General features: G+C 68.0%; 19 protein-coding genes. 10 read left to right on the forward strand and 9 right to left on the reverse strand.

Annotation, left to right across the window (positions count from 1 at the left end; genetic code table 11):
* Positions 1 to 46: 46 nt before the first annotated feature.
* Both pepT and ACWGRX_RS12090 read right to left on the reverse strand, forming a co-directional pair.
* Positions 47 to 1,276: a peptidase T gene (gene pepT, locus ACWGRX_RS12085; RefSeq protein WP_452117733.1), complete on the reverse strand. Its 1,230-nt coding sequence runs from the start codon at positions 1,274 to 1,276 to the stop codon at positions 47 to 49.
* Between the two features lie 82 nt (positions 1,277 to 1,358).
* Positions 1,359 to 2,414, reverse strand: a complete 1,056-nt coding sequence (locus tag ACWGRX_RS12090) for an AraC family transcriptional regulator (RefSeq protein WP_452117734.1) — start codon at positions 2,412 to 2,414, stop codon at positions 1,359 to 1,361.
* A 72-nt stretch (positions 2,415 to 2,486) separates the two neighbouring features.
* Here ACWGRX_RS12090 and ACWGRX_RS12095 point away from each other — a divergent pair, with 72 nt between their 5' ends.
* From ACWGRX_RS12095 to ACWGRX_RS12110, 4 genes are all read left to right on the forward strand, one after another.
* On the forward strand, positions 2,487 to 3,701 hold the full coding sequence (locus ACWGRX_RS12095) for an MFS transporter (protein WP_452117735.1): 1,215 nt from the start codon (positions 2,487 to 2,489) through the stop codon (positions 3,699 to 3,701).
* 98 nt (positions 3,702 to 3,799) lie between these two features.
* Positions 3,800 to 4,663: an AraC family ligand binding domain-containing protein gene (locus ACWGRX_RS12100; RefSeq protein ID WP_452117736.1), complete on the forward strand. Its 864-nt coding sequence runs from the start codon at positions 3,800 to 3,802 to the stop codon at positions 4,661 to 4,663.
* A gap of 15 nt (positions 4,664 to 4,678) precedes the next feature.
* The gene (locus ACWGRX_RS12105) at positions 4,679 to 5,392 is read left to right on the forward strand and encodes an AzlC family ABC transporter permease (RefSeq protein WP_452117737.1); all 714 of its coding nucleotides are present in this window, start codon (positions 4,679 to 4,681) and stop codon (positions 5,390 to 5,392) included.
* Positions 5,389 to 5,688, forward strand: a complete 300-nt coding sequence (locus tag ACWGRX_RS12110) for an AzlD family protein (protein ID WP_066471812.1) — start codon at positions 5,389 to 5,391, stop codon at positions 5,686 to 5,688. Before ACWGRX_RS12105 ends, ACWGRX_RS12110 begins: the two co-directional genes overlap by 4 nt.
* Before the next feature lie 9 nt (positions 5,689 to 5,697).
* On the opposite strand, the gene ACWGRX_RS12115 is transcribed toward ACWGRX_RS12110, so the two are convergent.
* Positions 5,698 to 7,542 (reverse strand): aminopeptidase P family protein, encoded by a 1,845-nt coding sequence (locus ACWGRX_RS12115; protein WP_452117738.1) that lies wholly within the window; start codon positions 7,540 to 7,542, stop codon positions 5,698 to 5,700.
* Between the two features lie 306 nt (positions 7,543 to 7,848).
* On the opposite strand from ACWGRX_RS12115, the gene ACWGRX_RS12120 reads away from it, so the two are divergent.
* Both ACWGRX_RS12120 and ACWGRX_RS12125 read left to right on the forward strand, forming a co-directional pair.
* A complete protein-coding gene (locus ACWGRX_RS12120) occupies positions 7,849 to 8,091 on the forward strand; it encodes a hypothetical protein (RefSeq protein ID WP_452117739.1) in 243 nt (80 codons plus the stop codon).
* A gap of 68 nt (positions 8,092 to 8,159) precedes the next feature.
* The gene (locus ACWGRX_RS12125; RefSeq protein ID WP_291636837.1) at positions 8,160 to 8,288 is read left to right on the forward strand and encodes a hypothetical protein; all 129 of its coding nucleotides are present in this window, start codon (positions 8,160 to 8,162) and stop codon (positions 8,286 to 8,288) included.
* A gap of 26 nt (positions 8,289 to 8,314) precedes the next feature.
* Here ACWGRX_RS12125 and ACWGRX_RS12130 read toward each other — a convergent pair whose 3' ends face one another.
* The 6 genes from ACWGRX_RS12130 to ACWGRX_RS12155 form a co-directional block, all read right to left on the reverse strand.
* A complete protein-coding gene (locus ACWGRX_RS12130; RefSeq protein WP_452117740.1) occupies positions 8,315 to 9,262 on the reverse strand; it encodes a 50S ribosomal protein L11 methyltransferase in 948 nt (315 codons plus the stop codon).
* Positions 9,263 to 9,423: 161 nt separating this feature from the next.
* Complete coding sequence (locus ACWGRX_RS12135; protein ID WP_452117741.1) at positions 9,424 to 10,638, reverse strand: MFS transporter; 1,215 nt, start codon at positions 10,636 to 10,638, stop codon at positions 9,424 to 9,426.
* 60 nt (positions 10,639 to 10,698) lie between these two features.
* On the reverse strand, positions 10,699 to 12,120 hold the full coding sequence (locus ACWGRX_RS12140; RefSeq protein WP_452117742.1) for an FAD-binding oxidoreductase: 1,422 nt from the start codon (positions 12,118 to 12,120) through the stop codon (positions 10,699 to 10,701).
* Between the two features lie 273 nt (positions 12,121 to 12,393).
* Positions 12,394 to 13,272, reverse strand: a complete 879-nt coding sequence (rfbA, locus tag ACWGRX_RS12145; protein ID WP_452117743.1) for a glucose-1-phosphate thymidylyltransferase RfbA — start codon at positions 13,270 to 13,272, stop codon at positions 12,394 to 12,396.
* Between the two features lie 11 nt (positions 13,273 to 13,283).
* A complete protein-coding gene (gene rfbD / locus ACWGRX_RS12150) occupies positions 13,284 to 14,177 on the reverse strand; it encodes a dTDP-4-dehydrorhamnose reductase (protein ID WP_452117744.1) in 894 nt (297 codons plus the stop codon).
* Positions 14,178 to 14,235: 58 nt separating this feature from the next.
* Positions 14,236 to 15,147 (reverse strand): LysR substrate-binding domain-containing protein, encoded by a 912-nt coding sequence (locus ACWGRX_RS12155; protein WP_291646964.1) that lies wholly within the window; start codon positions 15,145 to 15,147, stop codon positions 14,236 to 14,238.
* 96 nt (positions 15,148 to 15,243) lie between these two features.
* On the opposite strand from ACWGRX_RS12155, the gene argH reads away from it, so the two are divergent.
* Genes argH through ACWGRX_RS12175 form a run of 4 tightly spaced genes read left to right on the forward strand, consistent with a single transcriptional unit; the run spans position 15,244 to position 19,200 of the window.
* Entirely contained in the window at positions 15,244 to 16,659 is a 1,416-nt protein-coding gene (gene argH / locus ACWGRX_RS12160) for an argininosuccinate lyase (RefSeq protein ID WP_452117745.1), read from the forward strand.
* Positions 16,656 to 17,549 (forward strand): amino acid ABC transporter permease, encoded by an 894-nt coding sequence (locus ACWGRX_RS12165; protein WP_291636870.1) that lies wholly within the window; start codon positions 16,656 to 16,658, stop codon positions 17,547 to 17,549. The genes argH and ACWGRX_RS12165 overlap by 4 nt, the downstream gene beginning before the upstream one ends.
* Positions 17,546 to 18,325: an amino acid ABC transporter ATP-binding protein gene (locus ACWGRX_RS12170; protein WP_291636871.1), complete on the forward strand. Its 780-nt coding sequence runs from the start codon at positions 17,546 to 17,548 to the stop codon at positions 18,323 to 18,325. The genes ACWGRX_RS12165 and ACWGRX_RS12170 overlap by 4 nt, the downstream gene beginning before the upstream one ends.
* A 44-nt stretch (positions 18,326 to 18,369) precedes the next feature.
* Positions 18,370 to 19,200: an ABC transporter substrate-binding protein gene (locus ACWGRX_RS12175; protein WP_291636873.1), complete on the forward strand. Its 831-nt coding sequence runs from the start codon at positions 18,370 to 18,372 to the stop codon at positions 19,198 to 19,200.
* The last annotated feature ends 155 nt before the right edge of the window (positions 19,201 to 19,355 follow it).

Raw genomic sequence — 19,355 nt, forward strand, 5'->3', positions numbered from 1 at the left:
AGACGTGGATGATCGGGACAAGCCCGACCATGACGGGAAATGCCGCCTAACCGCGCCCCGCCGCCAGCGAGCAGATCATCCGCGCGACCTCGTAGGACTTCTCGAAGGCCGGGACCGGCAGAAATTCGTAGCGCGAGTGGAAATTATAGGCGCCGGTGAAGAAGTTCGGCGTCGGCAGGCCGCGCGTCGAGAGCGCGGCGCCATCGGTGCCGCCGCGCATCGGGATCTGCTTCTTCCGGATCTGTAACGCCTCCAGCGCGGAAAACAGCAGCGCGACCGGGCGCTCGTCCTGCCCGAGGCTGTCATGGATGTTGCCATAGGTGTCGGTGATCAGGCACTCGACGCGGCCGGTCGGATAGAGTGCGGCGATCTCGGCCGCGACCGTGCCGATCCGGCGCTTGCGTGCCGCGAAGCCCTCCTTGTCGAAGTCGCGGATCAGCGCGCCCAGCTTCGCCTCGCTCGGATTGGCGGTGATGCTGTTGAACCAGACATAGCCCTCGCGGCCTTCGGTGTTCTCCGGCGTCTCCTCCCGGTCGAAACGGGCGATGAAGTCCTGCGCCATCAGCACGGGGTTCACCAGCACGCCCTTGGCCGACATCGGATGGGCGCTGACGCCGGTGAGGGTGATCTCGGCGGCGGCGGCGTTGAAATTCTCGATCACGACCTCGCCGAGCTCGCAGCTGTCGATCGTATAGGCGAAGTCGCAGGCGAAACGCGACAGGTCGAGCGCCTTGGCGCCGCGCAGGCCGATCTCCTCGTCGGGCACGAAGGCGACGAGGATGTCGCCATGGGCGTCCTGCGGGCCAAGATTGGCGAGCAGAGTCATGATCACCGCGATCGCCGCCTTGTTGTCGGCGCCGAGCACGCTGGTGCCGTCGCCGACGACGATGTCGGCACCGACCCAGTCGCGCAATTGCGGGTGCTCGGCGACGCGCAGCCGGATGTCCTGCTCGCGGTTGAGGCAGAGGTCCTCGCCTTCGAAGCGCAGGATCTGCGGCCGGATCTCGGGCGAGAGCCCGGCATCGAAGGTGTCGAGATGGGCGATGAAGCCGATCTTCGGCGCATCGGCTATGGTACCGGGCTTTCGCGCCGTGACGGTGGCGTGCCGGTCGAGGACGACGTCTTCGAGGCCGAGCGTGCGCAATTCGCCGGTGAGCAGCTCGGCGAGGCGCTGCTGGCCCGGCGTGCTCGGCAGCGTCACCGCCTTGGCGTCGCTCTGGCTCGCGACGGAGAGATAGCGGAAGAAGCGATCGATCAGCTGCTGGCGAATGCTCATGGTCGTCGGTACTCGTTCGCGGCCCTTCGGATCATGTCCGTCATTGCGAGCGTAAGCGAAGCGATCCAGGAGCGGCAGTGCTCTATGCTTCCCTGGACTGCTCTGTCGCTTCGCTCTTCGCAATGACGGGCAACCCTCCGGCAGGGGAGGCTTCGATCGGCCGCGTCGCGGGGATCGGCGGCTCGGCATGGCGGAAATGGCTCGGCGGCTTGCCGATGACCCGCTTGAAGGCGCGGCTGAACGAGGCTTCCGAATCATAGCCGAGACGGCGGGCGACCACCGCGATCTTCATTCGGTCGCGCACCAGCCATTGCCTCGCCTGATGCATCCTGACCTGGGCGACATAACGGCCCGGCGTCTCGCCAACGATAACAGCGAAACGCTCGGCGAAGGCCGAGCGCGAGGCGTGCATCACTTTGGCCAGCGCATCGACCGTCCAGTCCTCGCTCGGATTGAGATGGATCGCGGCGAGGACGCGCCCGATATCGGGATCGCGGGCGGCAGCGACCCAGCCGGTGGCGCTGCCGCAGCCGCGCTCGACCCAGGAGCGGATCAGCGCCGCGGCGACGACATCGGCAAGGCGCGTCAGGATGCCGCCGGCGCCGACCCGCTCGAGCGTGAGCTCGCAGGCCATGGTGGTCAGGAGCGGCGGAATGGCCGGCTCGTGCACCGCCATTTCGTGCACCCACATCAGCTCCGGCATCATCCTGAGCATCGGGTGCTGGGCGTCGACGTTGAAGCAGAGGCTGGCGCTGAAGAACAGTGTCGCTTCGCTGTCGGCGCTTGCTTCGGCGCCGCCGCCCCGCGCCTCGGCGATCTCGCCGCAGCATGGCCGGAAGGTGCAGTGTCCGAGCGGCGTCGCCGAGGCGTCGGGCGCGCTGGCGAGCACATGCTCAGCGCCGCGGGGCATCAGCACGGCATCACCCTGCTCGAGCCTGACCCAGTCGCCCTCGGGCGTGCGCAGCCAGCAGCCATGCTCGGCCATGAAATGGAAGCGCGCAGCGGCCTGTGCGGGAAACAGCAGGCACCAGGGGGTGGTCATCTGATAGCGGGCGTAGTCGACACCTTCGAGCCGCAAGCCGCGCAGCATCTCGGTCAACGGATCGGCCGATAGGGTTCTGGACGAATGGTCAAGCATTGTGGATTTCCTAACATGGAAGCTCCAGGTCGTCACGCCTAACTCCGGTGTCCGATCTTTCCGGAGCGACCCATGTCGGATTCCTTGTCAGCCACAGCCGATCCCCAACTCGTCGGCATCGCGCCCGATGAACGCAGCATTGCTGCCTGGCCCGCGGTCTTCGCGCTCGGCATGGGCGTCTTCGCCCTGGTCAGCGCCGAGTTCCTGCCGGCCAGCGTCCTGACCTCGATTGCGGCCGATCTGTCGATCAGCGTCGGCGCAGCCGGGCAGACCGTCACGGTGACCTCGCTGGTCGGCGTCGTCGCCGCGATCTTCACGCCGATCGTCACCAGCCGTTTCGACCGGCGCCTCGTCCTGTGGGCGCTGATGTTCCTTTTAGCGCTGTCCAGCCTGACCACCGCCTTGGCCAATGGCTATGCGATGCTGCTGGCGGCGCGCTTTCTGCTCGGCCTCAGCCTCGGTGGATTCTGGTCGATGGCTCCGGCGCTGTCGCTGCGGCTCGTGCCGGCAAGGTCCGTGCCGCGGGCGCTGGCGATCATTTCGGCCGGCGTCTCGGCAGCCTTCATCGGGGCAGGGCCGCTCGGGGCCTATCTCGACGCGCTGCTCGGCTGGCGGATGGTGTTCGTGCTTTCTGCCGGACTTGCCGGCGTCGCGCTGCTGGCGCTGCTGACGACCATGCCGCGGCTGCCGTCGCAGACGGTGCCGCGGCTGGAGACGCTGGCGGTGCTGCTCGCGCGGCCGAGCGTGCGCCTGATGCTGATCTCCGTCCTGGTGACGATCTCGGGTCAGTTCACCGGCTTCACCTATATCCGGCCGTTCCTCGAACAGGTTCCACAGCTCGGCGTCACGGCGATCACCTTCGTCCTGCTCGGCTATGGCTTCGGCAACGTCATCGGCAATTTCGCGGGCGGGGCGGTCGTGGCGCGGGGCGTCAAGCTTGCCATCGTCTCCTTCGCGCTGGCGACGGCTGTCCTGGCGCTGGCCATGCTCCTGTTCGGATCTTCGCCCATTGTCGCGGGCATCGCGGTGGCTCTCTGGGGCTTCGCCTTCGGCTTCGCGCCGGTCGGCTTCCAGAGCTGGATGGTGCGCACGGCGGCCGACCATGCCGAAGCGGCGAGTGGGCTTCTGACCGCCGCCTTCCTGGTCGCGATCGCGAGCGGCGCCGTCCTCGGCGGACTGCTGGTCGACCATGTCGGCGGCTGGGGGCCGATCGGCTACATGGCGGCCGCGACGCTCGCCGGTGCGGTGCTGGTGCTCGTCGCGGGCAAGGAGCCGCCGCGTCCCTGAACAACCGGCGAGGCAAAGCGAGGATGGCGACGCTCGCGTGATCGTCGCCATCACTTTTCTTCAAGACACGGAAGCCGGCATACGCTCTATCTTGCGGCATGGATCTGATCACACAGGGCGAGGCGCTGGAACAGAGCCCGCTCCAGGCGGGGGAGCGGGCGCATCTGTTCACGGCGCGTCGCTTCGACGGGCTGGAGTTCCTGTCGGCGACTTTCCGCACCCACGCCTATGCCCCGCATGTCCACGACACCTATGCGATCGGCACGATCGAGATCGGCTGCGAGATCTGGCATGCGCGCGGCCGCAAGCTCTATGCCGGCCCTGGCGACATCGTCTTCAATCAGCCGCTCGACGTCCATGACGGCTCTCCCAGCGAGGGCGGCTATCGCTACCGGATGAGCTATCCGACGGTCGAGCTGATGCGCGAGGTCGCGGCCTCGCTGACCGGCCGCAACGATATCGGCACGCCGTTCTTTCCCGAGCCGACCGTGTGGGACCCGGAAGGGGCGGCGCTCTTCGGCGCCGCTCACCGCGTGCTGGAAGAAGGCGGCGACGCGCTCGCCGGCGAGGAAGGGCTGCTGCGCGCCTATGGCTGGTGCCTCGCCCGTCATGCCGATCTGACGGTGCGCGGGGTCGGGCGGGAGAGCGGGCCGATCGCGCAGGCGCGGGAGATGCTGGAGCAGCGTTATGACGAAGACCTCTCGCTGGCCGAGCTGGCGAGACGCTCGGGCCTGACGCGCCATCACCTGATCCGTGCCTTCCGCCGCGAGACCGGGCTGACGCCGCATGCCTATCTCGTCGACATCCGCGTCCGGCGCGCCCGCGAGCGCCTGCGCCGCGGCGATGCGCCGGGAGCGGTTGCCGCCGCCACCGGCTTCTGCGACCAGGCCCATCTGACGCGCGCCTTCAAGGCGCGGCTCGGCGTGACGCCGGGCGCTTTCCGCGCCGCCCATCTCGCCTGAACGGATTCCAAAGCAATGTCCTGGACCGATGAAGCCCGCGCAGGGCTCAGCGATATCTGGCCGGCGGCGCTGGCCGCGGTGCCGATCGGCTTCCTGTTCGGCGCGCTCGCGGCCGGCAAGGGCCTGTCGCCGCTCGAGGTCTTCGCGATGAGCGCGCTGGTCTTCGCCGGGGGCGCCCAGTTCGCCGCGGTCGAGCTCTGGGCGAGCCCGGCGCCGATCCTGGCGCTGGTGTTCTCGACGGCGCTGATCAATGCCCGCCATATCCTGATGAGCGCGTCGCTGGCGCCAAAACTCTCCGGCTTCTCGCGGACGCAGACCTTCATCGGGCTCTACTACATGGCCGACGAGAACTGGGCGCTGGCCGAGAAGCGGGCGCGCAGCCACCCGATCACGCCGGTCTACTGGTTCGCGATGGCGATCCCCTTCGTCTGCCTGTGGCTGCTGACCTCGACCGCCGGTGCGATCATCGGCGCCGCGCTCGGCGACCCCAAGCGCTATGGCGCCGATTTCGCCTTCACCGCGCTGTTCATCGCGCTGGTCGCCGCCTTCTGGAAGGGGCGGGTGACAGCCTGGACGGTGGCTTCGGCCGGCATCGCCTCGGCGCTGGCCTATCGCTTCGCCGGTCCGCCCTGGCATGTGTTGGCTGGCGCGCTCAGCGGCCTTGCTGCCGCCTGGATCGCCGCCGGCAGCGAAAGCGCTGCACAACCCCTCGAAAGCCCGGCCGAATGAGCCTCGACCCGATCAATCTCGCCGCCTTTCTCGGCATGGCGCTGGTGACCTATCTCACCCGCATCGCCGGGCTCGCCCTGGTCGGCCGGCTGAACCTGACGCCGCGGGCGCAGGCCGCTTTCGACGCGATTCCGCCGGCCGTGCTGATCGCGGTGATCGCGCCGAGCGCGCTGGCGACCGGCTGGATCGAGACGGTGGCGGCGCTGGTCTCGGGCCTCGCGGCGACGCGGCTGCCGCTGCTCGGCGTCGTCGCCGTGGGCGTCGCGACCGTGGTGGGCTTAAGGGCGTTGTTCTGAGGCAGGCCGTCAGAGCGGCCGGCAGGCCTGCTCCAGCCAGGCCTTCGTCTCGCCTTCGACCAGCGGGCCGATCCTCGCCCAGACCTCGCCGTGATAGGCGTCGATCCAGGCGCGCTCGCCTGCGTCGAGCAGCGCCGGCTCAATCAAAGCGCGCTCATAGGGGCACCAGGTGATCGTCTCGAAGCCGTAGATGGTGCGGTCGCCGCCAGGAATTGAGCGCTCCTCGACCACGATCAGGTTCTCGATCCGGATGCCGTAGGCGCCTTCCTTGTAGTAGCCCGGCTCGTTCGAGAGGATCATGCCGGGCTCGAGCGGCGTGGTGCCGAGCTTGGAGAGGCGCTGCGGGCCTTCGTGGACCGAGAGATAGCTGCCGACGCCATGGCCGGTGCCATGGTCGAAATCGAGCCCGGCCTGCCAGAGCGGCAGGCGTGCGAGCGCGTCGAGCTGCGCACCCGAAGTACCTTTGACGAAGACCGCGCGCGAGATCGCGACATGGCCCTTGAGCACGCGGGTGTAGCGGTCGCGCATTTCCGGGCTGGGCTCGCCGACCGCCATGGTGCGGGTGATATCGGTGGTGCCGTCCTCGTATTGGCCCCCCGAATCGACCAGGAAGATGCCGGGCTCGATCGCCCGGTTGCTCGAATCGGTGACGCGATAATGCGGCAGGGCGGCGTTCGGTCCCGCGCCGGCGATGGTGGTGAAGGAGACGTCCTTGAGCAGGCCGGTGCCGCGGCGCTCGGCCTCCAGCGCCGCGACCGCGTCGATCTCGGTGAGGCCGCCCTTCGGCGCCTCGCGCGCCAGCCAGGAGAGGAAGCGGGCCATGGCGGCGCCGTCGCGCAGATGCGCCGCGCGGGCGCCGTCGAGTTCCGCCTCGTTCTTGCGGGCCTTCATCAGCGCGACCGGATCGGCACCGGCTTCCGGCGTGCCGCCGGCCTCGCGGATCAGAGTCGCAAGCGCCGCCGCGGCCGTCGCCGCATCGAGGCGGACCTTGGCCTTGCCCGCGCCGAGCGCCTTGAGCTGCTCCTCCAGCGCCTGGGGTGGAGCGATCTCGCCGAGCGCGCCGATGGCGTCGCCGGCCTCGTTGGTGATCTTCTCCGGCGAAAGGAAAACGGTCGGCCGGCCCTCGCGCGGCACGATGGCGTAGCCGAGCGGCAGCGGCGTGTGCTCGACATCGCCGCCGCGGATGTTGAAGGTCCAGGCCAGCGCGTGCGGATCCGAGAGGACGAGCGCATCGACCTTGTCCTTGCCGAGCGCCTCCTGGATTCGGGCGAGCTTGCTCGCGGCGCTCTCGCCGGCATAAGCGGCGGGGTGAGCCTTCACCGGCGCCGAGGGCGGGGCAGGGCGGTCGCTCCAGAGTGCATCGATCGGATTCGGTGTCACCGCGACGAGCTCGCCGCCGGCGGCCGCCACCGCCTTTTCCAGTTTCGCGACGCCGTCGACCGTGTGCAGCCAGGGATCGTAGCCGAGCCTGCCGCCGGCAGGCAGGTTCGCCGCGACCCATTTGTCGAGCGGCGTCTCCTCCATCCTGACCGGGGTGATCACGGCGGTGTCGGTCTGCTCGGCGGACTGGATGGTGTAGCGGCCATCGACGATCAGCGCCGCCTTGTCGGCCAGAACTACCACATTGCCGGCCGAGCCGGTGAAGCCGCTGAGCCAGGCGAGGCGCGCCATATGGGCAGGAACGTATTCGCCTTGGTGTTCGTCGGCGCGCGGCACGACGAAGCCCGCCAGCCCCTGGCGCGCGAGGGCCGCACGCAGGGCCGCGACCCGGGGCGCGACCTGCGAGGGATCGCTCGGCTCGGAAAAGGACTGGAAATGGGGAGCGGAGGCCTTGGCGGGGATCGAGGCGGTCATGTCGGGTCCGGAAGCTGCGATATCCGGCCATGCTGGCGTGCCGGCCAGTCAAAAGCCAGTGCAAATCCGGCATTTTCGCCGCGCCCATGCGGCAGGCTCCGGCTGACTTCCGATTGGGCGCTCTGTCGGTTTGTTATGCAATATTTTGCAATGATTAACGGCTCCCAGATTTTGTTATGCGCTTTTTGCATGTTGTGCATATGCGAACATATCTTCTCGCAAGTGCGAAGAGGGCCCATCTTGCTGTCATAAGAGAACGAGGAAGCGACCGGGACTGTCCTTCGTTTTGCTGAGGAGATGGACCCTATGACCTATGTGCTGAACACCACCACGGACCTGCCGGTAGCCACGCGCACCGAGGTAACCAAGAAGGCCACCGGCCCGAGCTTCTGGCAGCGCCTCTACGCCGCCATGATCGAAAGCCGCCGCCGCTCGGCGATGCGCGAGCTGCGCGCCTATTCGTACCTCGCCCGCGAGTCCGAGCTGATCCTTGGCGGCTATCCGAAAGCTTCGCTGCAGAACGACGCAGAGCTGCCGTTCAACCGCTGAAGTTCCGCCCGCTGAATCCTGGCGCGCAGGCTGCGATACGCGCCGCGCCCTGATCGAGGAGAAAGACCATGATCGCTGTGATCAAGTACGTTTACGAGAGCATTGCCGATGCCGCCAAGTTCGCGGCCGCCGTCTGGCACGATGCGCGTGTCATGCAGGCACAGGCGGAAGAGAAGTACGGCCATATCGACTTCTGAGCGCGACAGCGCTCGAAGCAGACGGCCTAACGGAGGCGGCGTGGCCTGGCGGCTGCGCCGCCTCTTTTCATGACCAGTGTCGCCCAGCCCTCGCGCGAGGAGCGCCGGGCGAGGGCGATGCCCTGGTGGCGATAGGCCGAAACCACGCCGGCGACATCCATTTCGAGCAGGCCCGAGAGGATGACGACGCCGTCATCGGAAAGAACCGCGGCGATCGAGGGCGCGAGCTTGCGCAGCGGCCCGGCCAGGATGTTGGCGAAGACCAGATCGAAGCGCCGGGACCGGTTCGCCTTGGCATGGCGCAGCCCGGGCGCGACATAAAGGTCGAGCGCCTGCGGGGCATTGTTGAGACGTGCATTGCGCGCCGCGACCTCGACGGCGACGGCGTCGATATCGCCGGCGACGACCTTGCGCTTGATCTGCTTGGCCAGCGCGAGCGCCAGGATGCCGGTGCCGGTACCGACATCGATGGCGTTTCGCGGGCGCCGCTTCCTCAATTCGGCATCGAGAGCGAGCAGGCAGCCCGAGGTGGTGCCGTGATGGCCGGTGCCGAAGGCGAGCGCGGCCTCGATCTCGATCGCGACATCGTTGATGCGCACGGTGTCGCGGTCATGGGCGCCGTGGACCAGGACGCGGCCAGCGCGTACCGGCTTCAGCCCCTCGAGGCTGTTGGCGACCCAGTCCTGCTGGCTGACCGTGGTGAACGGGGTGCCGTCGATGACCGTGCCGACGATCGGTCGCAGCAGGTCGCGCACTGCTTCTTCATCCGGATGGCTCGAGAAGTAGATCTCGACCTTCCAGGGCTCGTTCAGCGACAGGGTGGTGACGCCGCTCTCGACCTCGAAGGCGGAGATCGCGGTCTCCGTCGGGTCGAAGATCTCGCCGAGCAGTTCGGTCAGGGCGCGCGCCTGCTCGCCGCTGGTCGAGAGTTCGAGAACGGTCGTGACCGTCGAGGGGAGGAGGCCTTCACGCATGGCGCGGGCTTATAGCATTGGACCGAAAAGTGGAATCCACTTTTCGGAAAACTCCGATGCGATAACAAAAAGATAGATCGCCATAACCGGGTCCGTACGGACGCGCGGCGATCTCGCAGCCCATCGGTGGCTTGTCATGCAGCCGCGCACTCGGAGACGTGTCAGGCGCCTCGCTTGGTCGCCAGCAGCAGGAAGCCGGCGAGCCCGGCTGCGGCGCAGACGAGGAAGCCGAGGTCGAAGCGGCCGGTCGCGGCGACGAGCAGCGCGAAGGACGAGGGACCCACGACATAGCCGAGGAAGACGACGATGGTCGCGCCCGAGGCCGCTTCGCGGATCAGCCCGCTCGGCGAGCGCCGGGCGATCTCGGCGATCTGCACGCCGTTCCAGCTGGAGACCGTGATGCCGGCTACCGCCGCCAGCGCATAGAGCAGCCAGGACGGCCAGGCGGGTGTCGCCAGCATCAGCAGGAGCGAGGTTGCGCCGGAAGCGAGGCAGACGATGGCGAGCAGGCGCGTCGCGTCGCGCATCCGGTCGGCGATCCAGCCGAGCAGCACGCGGCCGAACACCCCGGTCGCTTGCATAACGGCGAAGGCGAGGCCGGCGGCGCGCAGGTCGTAGCCGAGCTCGGACACCGCGAAGGTGATGAGATAGGCGAACCAGATGCCCTGGCCGAGGGCGAGGCAGGCGCCGACAGCGGCGATCCGCATCACCGAGGTCGAGCCACGCAGCGCCCGCAGCGGTTCCAGCACATTGCCGAGCGAGAAGAAGGCGCGCGGCGCCAGTGACTGCCCCAGATCGCGTCCGGCATCGAGACGGCGGCGCATCGGCTGCACGACCAGGATGACGGCCACCACCAGTGCGGCCGAGAACAGCAGCGAGGCGCGCCAGCCATAGGCGGTGACCAGCGGCGGCAAAGCGAGGCCGGCGACGATGCCGCCGGCCGGAACCCCGGCCTGCTTCAGCGAGAAGATCAGGCTGCGATGCCGGGGCGGGGCGATGCGGTGGAGGACGTCGCTGCCAGCCGGCGAGGATGGGCCATAGCCGAGCCCGATCAGGAAGGCCCCTGCCATTGCCACCGGCAGCAAGGGCGGCAGCAGGAAGCAGAGCCCGAAAATGCCGAGGGCGAGGCCGAGCTGCAGGGCGCGGATCGAGCCGAAGCGCCTCATGATCGGCGCGCCCATCACCAGAAAGGCGATCGAGCCGACCGTGCTGATGCTCGAGAGATAGCCGATCACGGCGTCGGACCAGCCGAGCTCCGCCGACATGGCTGGCGCGATGGTCGGCGTCACCCGCGTCAGGAAGGCGGTTGCCATCTGCACGACGATCATCGCCGTGAGGGCGCTGACCCAGCCCGGTGTCGCTGGAGGCTCCTTCATGGTCGCGTCATGTCTGCCGGGTCATGTCTGCCGGGGCTCGGCTGTCGGACTTTGGCGGTCTCACGGCGACGCGGCCGGCAGGATCTTGCCGGGGTTGAGGATGTTGTCGGGGTCGAGGCTCTGCTTGATCCGGCGCATCACCGCGACCGCCTCGTCGCCATATTCCCGGCGCAGGAATTTCGACTTGCCATAGCCGACGCCGTGTTCGCCGGTGCAGGTGCCGCCGAGATCGATGGCGCGGTTGACCAGCAGGGCGTTGAACCGCTCGGCCTCGGCGATCTCCGCGGGTGAATCCATCCTGATCAGGAAGCCCATATGGAAATTACCGTCGCCGACATGGCCGAGCGCCGGCACCGGGAAGGGCGCGTCCTTGGTATGCGCCCTCATCTCGGTGATGCAGGTGGCGAGCTCGGAGATCGGCACGCAGGCATCTGTGCCCCAGCTGCTGGCGCCGGGGCGCAGAGCGAGCAGGGCGTAGTGGAGATTGTGGCGGGCCTGCCAGAGCTTGGTCCGTTCCTCGGCGCTGGCGGCATGGCGCCAGCCGCTGCCGCCATGGCCTTCGGCGATGGCGTGCATCGCCGTCGATTGCTGCTCGACGCCGGCCTGCGTGCCGTGGAATTCGATGAACAGCGTCGCGGTCTCGGGATAGCTCAGCCCGTTATGCAGGTTGATGGCGCGCATGCAGGTCTCGTCGAGCAGCTCGACGCGGGCGACCTGGATGCCGCTCTGGATGGTCTCGATGGCGCAGGATACGGCGGCGCCGACATCCGGGAAGGAGCAGACCGCGACCGAGCTCGCCTCGGGGATGCCGTAGAGCTTCAGGGTGATCTCGGTGATCACGCCGAGCGTGCCCTCCGAGCCGACGAAGAGCCGCGTCAGATCGTAGCCGGCCGAGGATTTGCGGGCGCGCCCGCCGGTCTTCAGCACGGTACCGTCGGCGAGCACCACGGTGAGCGCCAGGACATTGTCCTTCATCGTGCCGTAGCGCACGGCATTGGTGCCCGACGCGCGCGTCGCCGTCATGCCGCCGAGCGTCGCATCGGCGCCGGGATCGACCGGAAAGAACAGGCCTGTGTCGCGCAAATGCTCGTTGAGCTGCTTGCGGGTCACCCCCGGCTCGATGACGCAGTCGAGATCCTCGGTGTTGACCGCGACGATGCGCTGCATGCGCGAAAGGTCGAGGCAGACGCCGCCATGCAGCGCGGCGACATGGCCCTCCAGTGAGGTGCCGGCGCCGAAAGGAATGACCGGCACCTTCGCTTGATGGCAGAGGGCAAGGATGCGGCTGACCTCTTGTGTGGTCTGGGCATAACAGACGACATCGGGCGCCTTGGTCGGGTGATAGGATTCGCCATGGCCGTGATGCTCGCGCTCGGATTCCGAGGTCGAGCAGCGCGGGCCGAGCAACTCGCGCAGAGCGGCGGTCAGGCTCTCGAGTTCCGGGTGGCGCGAGGAGGCGGTCTCGGCGGCAGGGGCGTTCATATTGTCCTCAACTTCCGAGCCTGTTGCCGGTGTGGCGCTGCGGCAATTTCGACCGGCTTTTCACGTTCGGCCACAGTCGATGCAGCATGAGCGCTCTGCATCGGGAGGGGAAGTGTCCGACTACAATCGGTTTGCTTCCCTCGGCCCTCATTGAGGAGCCGCGCAGCGGCGTCTCGAAGGATGGACCAGCGGTGTCCGAACCTCCTTCAGCATCCTTCGAGACGCGTTCCTTCTGAGCGCTCCTCAGGATGAGGGGGCGGGTGGGTGAGTGGTTCAGCCCGACTGGTCGCGCCCGGCCAGGCCGAGCAGATATTGCCCGTAGCCGCTCTTCGCCAGCGCCTGGCCGAGCGCGCGCAATTGCTCGCGGTCGATCCAGCCATTCTCGAAGGCGATCTCCTCCGGGCAGGCGATGCGGAAGCCCTGGCGGCGCTCCAGCGTGCGCACGAATTCCGAGGCCTCGACCAGCGAATCCGGGGTGCCTGTGTCGAGCCAGGCGTAGCCGCGCCCGAGCCGTTCGACATTGAGCGCGCCGCGCTCGAGATAGGCGAGGTTGACATCGGTGATCTCGAGCTCGCCGCGGGCCGATGGCTGCAGCCGCCGGGCGATCTCGACCACCTGTTCGTCGTAGAAATAGAGGCCGGTCACCGCCCAGTGCGAGCGCGGCATCTTCGGCTTCTCCTCGATCGAGAGCGCCTTGCCGGCGGCATCGAACGAGACGACGCCATAGCGCTCGGGATCGCTGACGCGATAGGCGAAGACGGTGGCGCCCTGCCGGCGCGCGGCGGCGCGGCGCAGCACCTCGGTCAGCCCGTCGCCGTAGTAGAGGTTGTCGCCGAGGATCAGGGCGGAAGGGCCGCCGGCGACGAAGTCGGCGCCGATCTGGTAGGCCTGCGCCAGCCCTTCCGGCTTCGGCTGTACGGCATAGGAGAGCTTCAGCCCCCAGCGTTCGCCGGTGCCGAACAGCGCCTCGAAGCGCGGCGCGTCCTCGGGGGTCGCGATGATCAGGATCTCCCGGATGCCGGCGAGCATCAGCGTCGACAGCGGATAGTAGATCATCGGCTTGTCGTAGATCGGCAGGAGCTGCTTCGACGTCACCATGGTCATCGGGTGAAGCCTGGTGCCGCTGCCGCCGGCGAGGATGATGCCTTTCACGCGCGTTTCCTTCAGCATTCGGAGCCGGTGAGCAGCCGGGCCACGCAGTCCTCGACGGAGACCTGCCAGGGCGGCAGGCGCAAGCCGTAGCGCGCTGCGAGCAGCCCGCAATCGAGCCGGGAATTAGCGGGCCGGCGGGCCGGGGTCGGGTATTCGGCTGTCGCGATCGGCCTGACCCGCGCGGAAGGGCCGCCGAGCCTCGCCGAGGCCGCGAAGACCGCTTCGGCGAGGCCAGCCCAGCTCGTCTCGCCGCTGCCGGCGACATGGAAGACGCCGCGCAGCCCGGCATCCCGGGGTTCGGCGGCAAGACGGCGTGCAATTGCGATCACGGCGTCGGCAAGGGCCGGTGCATAGGTCGGCGTGCCCAACTGGTCGGCGACGATGCCGAGCTCCTCGCGGCTTTCGGCGAGCCGCAGCATGGTCTTCACGAAATTCCCGCCATAGGGGCTGTGGACCCAGGCCGTGCGCAGGATGGCGTGGTTGTCACCTGCCGCTGCGACGGCCTGTTCGCCGGCGAGCTTGGAGCGGCCATAGGCGCCGAGCGGGCTGGTTGCGTCATCCTCGCGCCAGGGACGGGAGAGGGCGCCGTCGAAGACATAGTCGGTGGAGATCTGGACCAGCGGCAGCCGAAGCGCTGCCGCGGCCGCGGCGACGGCACCCGCACCGGCGGCGTTGATCGCCATTGCCAGCTCCGGCTCGCTCTCGGCCTTGTCGACCGCGGTATAGGCGGCGGCATTGACGATGCAGTCGGGCCGGGCTTGCTCGAGGGTCTTGTGGATCTCGTCGGGGCGCGTCAGGTCGAGCTTGGGCCGGCCGATGGCGACGACTTCGACCTTCGCCGAAGGGGCCATGGCGATCAGGGATCGAACGAGCTGTCCGGTGGTGCCGGTCACGGCAATGCGCATCGTGCCTTCGCCATCTGGAGTGCCGGGCGGCTTCGTTTAGAGCAAGGCTCGGCCGGCCTCAACCGCCGGCCTCCGCCTCGAAGCGGGCCGCTTCCGCGCGCAGCCAGCCGACCAGCGCCTCGATGCCGGGGCCGGGCTGGCCGCGCGGATTGAGGGTCATCCAGCAGCCGACGGCGCTGTCAAAGCCGAGACCGAGCGGATTGACGAGCGCGCCGGACGCCAGCTCCTCCGCGACATAGCAGCGTGGCGCCAGTGCGACGCCGAGCCCGGCCACTGCGGCGCGGATGATCACCGAATAATAGCCATAGCGCACGGTGTGGGCCGGGACCGCGCCGCGCAGCCCATGCGCCTCGGTGAACTCGGCCCAGAAGGCCGGCATCTGGAAATGCTGCAGCAGGGTCATTTTCTGGATATCCGCCGCACGGCTGAAGCCGCCCATCCGCTCCAGCAGGGCCGGGGCTGCGACGAGCGCGACCTGCCGGCCGAACAGATAATGCGCCTCGCGATCCGGCCAGGGACCGGCGCCGTGAACGATGTCGATATCGGGGTCTTCGGTCTCGTTCTCGCTGACGAAATTGGTGAACTGCACGTCGATCTCGGGATGGGCCTGGGCGAAGCTCGGAAAACGCTCCATCAGCCAGCGCTCGCCGGCGATGGCGACGAGATGCAGCCGGATCGGGCGTCCGAGCGCGGTTCGCTCGGCGAGGCGCCGGGCGCCGCGCGCCATCTGCTCGATCGCCGCTTCGGCATAGGGCCGGTAGATCGTGCCGGCCTCCGTCGCCTTCAGCCCGGCCGGGCTACGCTCGAAAAGCGCGATGCCGAGATGCTCCTCCAGCGCCTGGATCTGCTTGGAGACCGCGCTCTGGGTCAGGTGCACGGCTGAAGCGGCCTTCGCCGTCGATCCCAGCCGCGCTACGGCAAGGAAGACCCGAAGCGCCGTGGTCGAGGGCGGGAGATTCGGGCTGGCCAATCAGATATTCCTTTTGCGACTATCCTGCCGGAGATCGTTTCGTTTGCCGGGTTCGCGGTCAAGGGGACAGTGTCGCATCAAGGGGAGACCATCAGCATGAATCAGACCACGCGCCTCTGGGGTGGCCGCTTCCGCAAGCCGCCGGACCCGCGGATGATGCGGCTATCCAGCGCGGCCGGCGCCTATTCGCGCCTCGCGCCCCAGGATATCGCCGGCGGCAAGGCCCATGCGGCCGAGCTGGAGCGGGCCGGGTTGCTGAGCGCCGACGAGACGAAGCTGATCGTGGCGACACTCGACGCCATCGCCGGCGAATTCGCCGCCGGGACGCTGGTCCCCGGGCCCGAGGACGAGGATATCCACACCTTCATCGAGCGCGTGCTGACGGCGCGGATCGGCGCGACCGGTGCCAAGCTCAGGGCCGGTCGCTCGCGCAACGACCAGGCCGCCAACAACCTCAAGCTCTATCTGCGCGAGCAGTCGCGGCTGATCGGCGCAATGCTGGCCGAATTGCTGGAGGCGCTGGCCGGCCAGGCCGAGCGGCATTCTGCGTCCGTCTGCCCCGGCTTCACCCATCTGCAGAGCGCCCAGCCGGTGACCTTCGGCCATTGGCTGATGGCGCATGGTCAGGCGCTGTCGCGCGATGCGACGCGCCTGCAGGACTGGGACAGGCGCTCGACCCAGTCGCCACTCGGGGCGGCGGCGCTGGCCGGCTCGGCGATCGCCCTGACCCCCGAACTGAGCGCGCAGGCGCTCGGCTATGACGGTCCCTGCGAGAACTCGGTCGACGCCGTCGGCGCACGCGACCATGTCGCGGAGTTCCTGTTCGTCGCCGCCATGCTGGCGACCAATCTCTCCCGGCTGGCGGAGGAGGTGACGCTCTGGACCTCGCGCCAGTTCGGCTGGGTCGTGCTCGACGATGCCTTTGCTACCGGCTCCTCGATCATGCCGCAGAAGAAGAACCCGGATATCGCCGAGCTTTCGCGCGGGCGGGCGGCGCGGCTCACCGGCGATCTCGTCGCCATGCTCGGCGCGCTGAAGGGGCTGCCGCTGGCCTATAATCGCGATCTCGCCGAAGATAAGCGCTCCGCCTTCGATGCGGTCGACGTGCTTGGCGAGGTGCTGCCGGCCTTCGCCGGCATGATCGAGACGATGGAAGCGCGGCCGGAGGTGATGCGGGCCCAGGCCGGCGCCGGCTTCGCGCTCGCCACCGAGGTTGCCGATTATCTGGCGCGCAAGGGCGTGCCCTTCGCCGAGGCACATGAGATCTCCGGATCGCTGGTGCGCTATTGCGAGGAAATGGGGCGCGAGCTGGAGCAACTCGAGGCGGTCGAGCTCGGCGCCATTGATCCACGCCTTACGGAGGATGTAAGGGCCTGTCTCACCCTTGATGCTGCGGTGGCCGCCCGCAGCGGTTTCGGCGGCACGGCGCCAGTGCGCGTGGCCGAGCAGATCGCCCGTTTCCGCCTCTGGCTCGCAGCTTTTGAAGATTGGACGCGCGGAGCGCAGAAATGACCAGCGCAGTCGGAATTGGAATAGGGCGGGATATCGCCGGGATCGCCGGCCTGAAGCTCGTGCCGCGCCGCTATTATGGACGCTGGGTCGCGGCCGCGCTGATCATCCTGGTGCTCGCCTGGATCATCAAGGCCTTCGCCGAAGGGCAGATCGACTGGAAGGTGGTCGGGCAGTTCTTCACGGCGCCCGCCATTCTCAGCGGCCTCGTCAACACCATCATCATGACGGTTTGTGCCATGGCGCTCGGCATCGCGCTCGGCGTGATCTTCGCGATCATGTACATGTCGCCGAATCCGGTGCTGCGCGGCGTCGCGCTGTTCTACATCTGGTTCTTCCGCGGCACGCCGCTGCTGCTGCAACTCCTGCTCTGGTTCAACCTGGCACTGGTCTTCCCGACGATCGGCATTCCCGGCGTTATCGAATGGCGCACCATCGACGTGATCGGGCCATTCATGGCGACCTTGCTCGGGCTCGGCATGAACCAGGGGGCCTATACGGCGGAAGTCGTGCGCGGCGGCATCCTCTCGGTCGATGTCGGCCAGACGGAAGCCGCCAAGTCGATCGGCATGACTCGCCTGACGACGCTGCGCCGGATCGTGCTGCCGCAGGCGATGCGGGTGATCATCCCGCCGGTCGGCAACGAGGTGATCAGCATGGTCAAGCTGACCTCGATCGCCAGCGTGATCCAGTTCTCCGAGATCCTGCGCAATGCGCAGACGATCTATTATGCCAATGCCCGTGTCATCGAGCTGCTGATCGTCGCCGCCGGCTGGTATCTGATCGTCGTCACGCTCCTGCAGATCGGCCAGTTCTTCCTGGAGCGCCATTTCTCCAAGGGCCGCGGTGGCCGCCGCGCCAAAGCCCAGGTTGCCGAGGAGGCCGGGGCATGAGCGCTGCCGCCAAGGAGGCCATTGTCACCGCCGCCAACGTCACCAAGCGCTTCGGCGAGTTGCGGGCGCTGAACGATGTCTCGCTGACCATCGCGCCGGGGGCCGTGCAGTGCATCATCGGGCCGTCCGGCTCCGGCAAGAGCACGCTGCTGCGCTGCATCAACCAGCTCGAGAAGATCGACCAGGGCGCGATCTGGGTCGATGGCGAGCTGATCGGATACCGGATCAAGGGCAATGAGCTGCACGAGCTGAGCGATGCCGAGATCGCGCGGCAGCGTCTTACGACCGGCATGGTCTTCCAGCGCTTCAACCTGTTCAACCATATGACGGTGCTCGAGAACATCATCGAGGGCCCGGTCACGGTGCTGAAGCGGCCGCGACAGGAAGCGGTGGCGGAGGCCGAGAAGCTGCTCGCCCGCGTCGGCCTCTCGGAGAAGCGCAATTCCTACCCGATCGAGCTTTCGGGCGGCCAGCAGCAGCGCATCGCGATCGCAAGGGCGCTCGCCATGAAGCCGAAGCTGATGCTGTTCGACGAGCCGACCTCGGCGCTCGATCCAGAGCTCGTCGGCGAGGTGCTCGCGGTGATGCGCGATCTCGCCGCGAGCGGCATGACAATGATCGTCGTCACCCATGAGCTCGGCTTCGCCCGCGAGGTCGCCAGCGACGTCGTCTTCATGGACAAGGGCGAGATCGTCGAGCGTGGCCATCCGCAGCAGGTACTGGTTGCGCCGAGCCAGGCCAGGACCCGCGACTTCATCGCCGCCGTCCTCAAGTGAGTTCAAGCCAGGCCAGTTCAGCCTGAGAAAACAGGGAGATCACCATGCTTCGTCTTTCGCTCGCCGCCGCGCTCCTCGCCGGCACCGCGCTCGCCGCCCAGGCCCAGGCCCTGCCGGACCGCATCAAGAACGCCGGCAAGATCGTCATCGCCACCCAGCCGAACTACGCGCCGATCGTCTACAAGGACCCGGCGACCAACACGATGACCGGCTTCGATTACGAGCTCGGCGAGGCGATCGCCAAGGAACTGGGCGTCAAGGCCGAGTGGCAGGAGACCGCCTTCGCCCAGATGCTGCCTTCGCTGCAGACCGGCCGTGTCGACATGGTGATGGCCGGGATGAGCGACCTGCCGGCCCGCCGCGAGACCGCCGATTTCGTCAACTACCTGGTCTCGGGTGCGCAGTTCTACACGGTGACGGCGCTCGCTGGCTCGATCAAGACGCCCGAGGACCTCTGCGGCAAGACCGTCGGCGCCAGCCGCTCGACCAACTGGCCCCGTCAGATCGGCGAGTGGAGCGAGGCCAACTGCGTCGCCAAGGGCAAGCCGGCGATCAACGTGGTCGGGACGGAAGGCTCGGTCGATGCGCGTACCCAGCTCAAGACGCAGCGCCTGCAAGGCGGCGTCCAGGGCAGCGAGACGATGAGCCACAACCAGAAGCTCGAGCCCAACACCTATGTGGTGCTCGGCACGCCCTTCACCCGTTCGCTCGCCGGCATTCCGTTCCCGAAGACGGCCGAGGGCGGCCAGCTGCGCGATGCGGTCAAGGGCGCGCTGGAGCGGCTGCAGGCGAACGGCACCTATGATGCGCTGATCGCCAAATACGGCCTGCCCGACAACGCCCTGAAGCCGATTTCGGTCAACAAGGGCGAGTGAGCGGACGCGCTGCGCCGGTTTGGGCAGCGCGATCGAAAGAGCTCTCTGACTTTCGCCGCTTCCGACGCGAGTGGCAAACGATATCGCGGCCCGGAACGGTGCAGGACTGGCGCCGTTCCGGGCCGTACTGTTTGGGGCGCCGGCAGGTCAGACGT

It is taken from the genome of Allobosea sp. NPDC055594, assembly GCF_053618995.1.

What these genes read in the sequence shown, in the direction of transcription:
- ACWGRX_RS12100 (WP_452117736.1), top strand. Translation starts at nt 3,800, where the DNA reads ATGGATCTGATCACACAGGGCGAGGCGCTGGAACAGAGCCCGCTCCAG.
- ACWGRX_RS12135 (WP_452117741.1), bottom strand. Translation starts at nt 10,638, where the DNA reads ATGAAGGAGCCTCCAGCGACACCGGGCTGGGTCAGCGCCCTCACGGCG.
- rfbD (WP_452117744.1), bottom strand. Translation starts at nt 14,177, where the DNA reads ATGCGCATTGCCGTGACCGGCACCACCGGACAGCTCGTTCGATCCCTG.
- ACWGRX_RS12090 (WP_452117734.1), bottom strand. Translation starts at nt 2,414, where the DNA reads ATGCTTGACCATTCGTCCAGAACCCTATCGGCCGATCCGTTGACCGAG.
- ACWGRX_RS12130 (WP_452117740.1), bottom strand. Translation starts at nt 9,262, where the DNA reads ATGCGTGAAGGCCTCCTCCCCTCGACGGTCACGACCGTTCTCGAACTC.
- ACWGRX_RS12170 (WP_291636871.1), top strand. Translation starts at nt 17,546, where the DNA reads ATGAGCGCTGCCGCCAAGGAGGCCATTGTCACCGCCGCCAACGTCACC.
- ACWGRX_RS12125 (WP_291636837.1), top strand. Translation starts at nt 8,160, where the DNA reads ATGATCGCTGTGATCAAGTACGTTTACGAGAGCATTGCCGATGCCGCC.
- ACWGRX_RS12095 (WP_452117735.1), top strand. Translation starts at nt 2,487, where the DNA reads ATGTCGGATTCCTTGTCAGCCACAGCCGATCCCCAACTCGTCGGCATC.
- argH (WP_452117745.1), top strand. Translation starts at nt 15,244, where the DNA reads ATGAATCAGACCACGCGCCTCTGGGGTGGCCGCTTCCGCAAGCCGCCG.
- ACWGRX_RS12115 (WP_452117738.1), bottom strand. Translation starts at nt 7,542, where the DNA reads ATGACCGCCTCGATCCCCGCCAAGGCCTCCGCTCCCCATTTCCAGTCC.
- ACWGRX_RS12140 (WP_452117742.1), bottom strand. Translation starts at nt 12,120, where the DNA reads ATGAACGCCCCTGCCGCCGAGACCGCCTCCTCGCGCCACCCGGAACTC.
- ACWGRX_RS12110 (WP_066471812.1), top strand. Translation starts at nt 5,389, where the DNA reads ATGAGCCTCGACCCGATCAATCTCGCCGCCTTTCTCGGCATGGCGCTG.
- ACWGRX_RS12105 (WP_452117737.1), top strand. Translation starts at nt 4,679, where the DNA reads ATGTCCTGGACCGATGAAGCCCGCGCAGGGCTCAGCGATATCTGGCCG.
- ACWGRX_RS12120 (WP_452117739.1), top strand. Translation starts at nt 7,849, where the DNA reads ATGACCTATGTGCTGAACACCACCACGGACCTGCCGGTAGCCACGCGC.
- pepT (WP_452117733.1), bottom strand. Translation starts at nt 1,276, where the DNA reads ATGAGCATTCGCCAGCAGCTGATCGATCGCTTCTTCCGCTATCTCTCC.
- ACWGRX_RS12175 (WP_291636873.1), top strand. Translation starts at nt 18,370, where the DNA reads ATGCTTCGTCTTTCGCTCGCCGCCGCGCTCCTCGCCGGCACCGCGCTC.
- ACWGRX_RS12165 (WP_291636870.1), top strand. Translation starts at nt 16,656, where the DNA reads ATGACCAGCGCAGTCGGAATTGGAATAGGGCGGGATATCGCCGGGATC.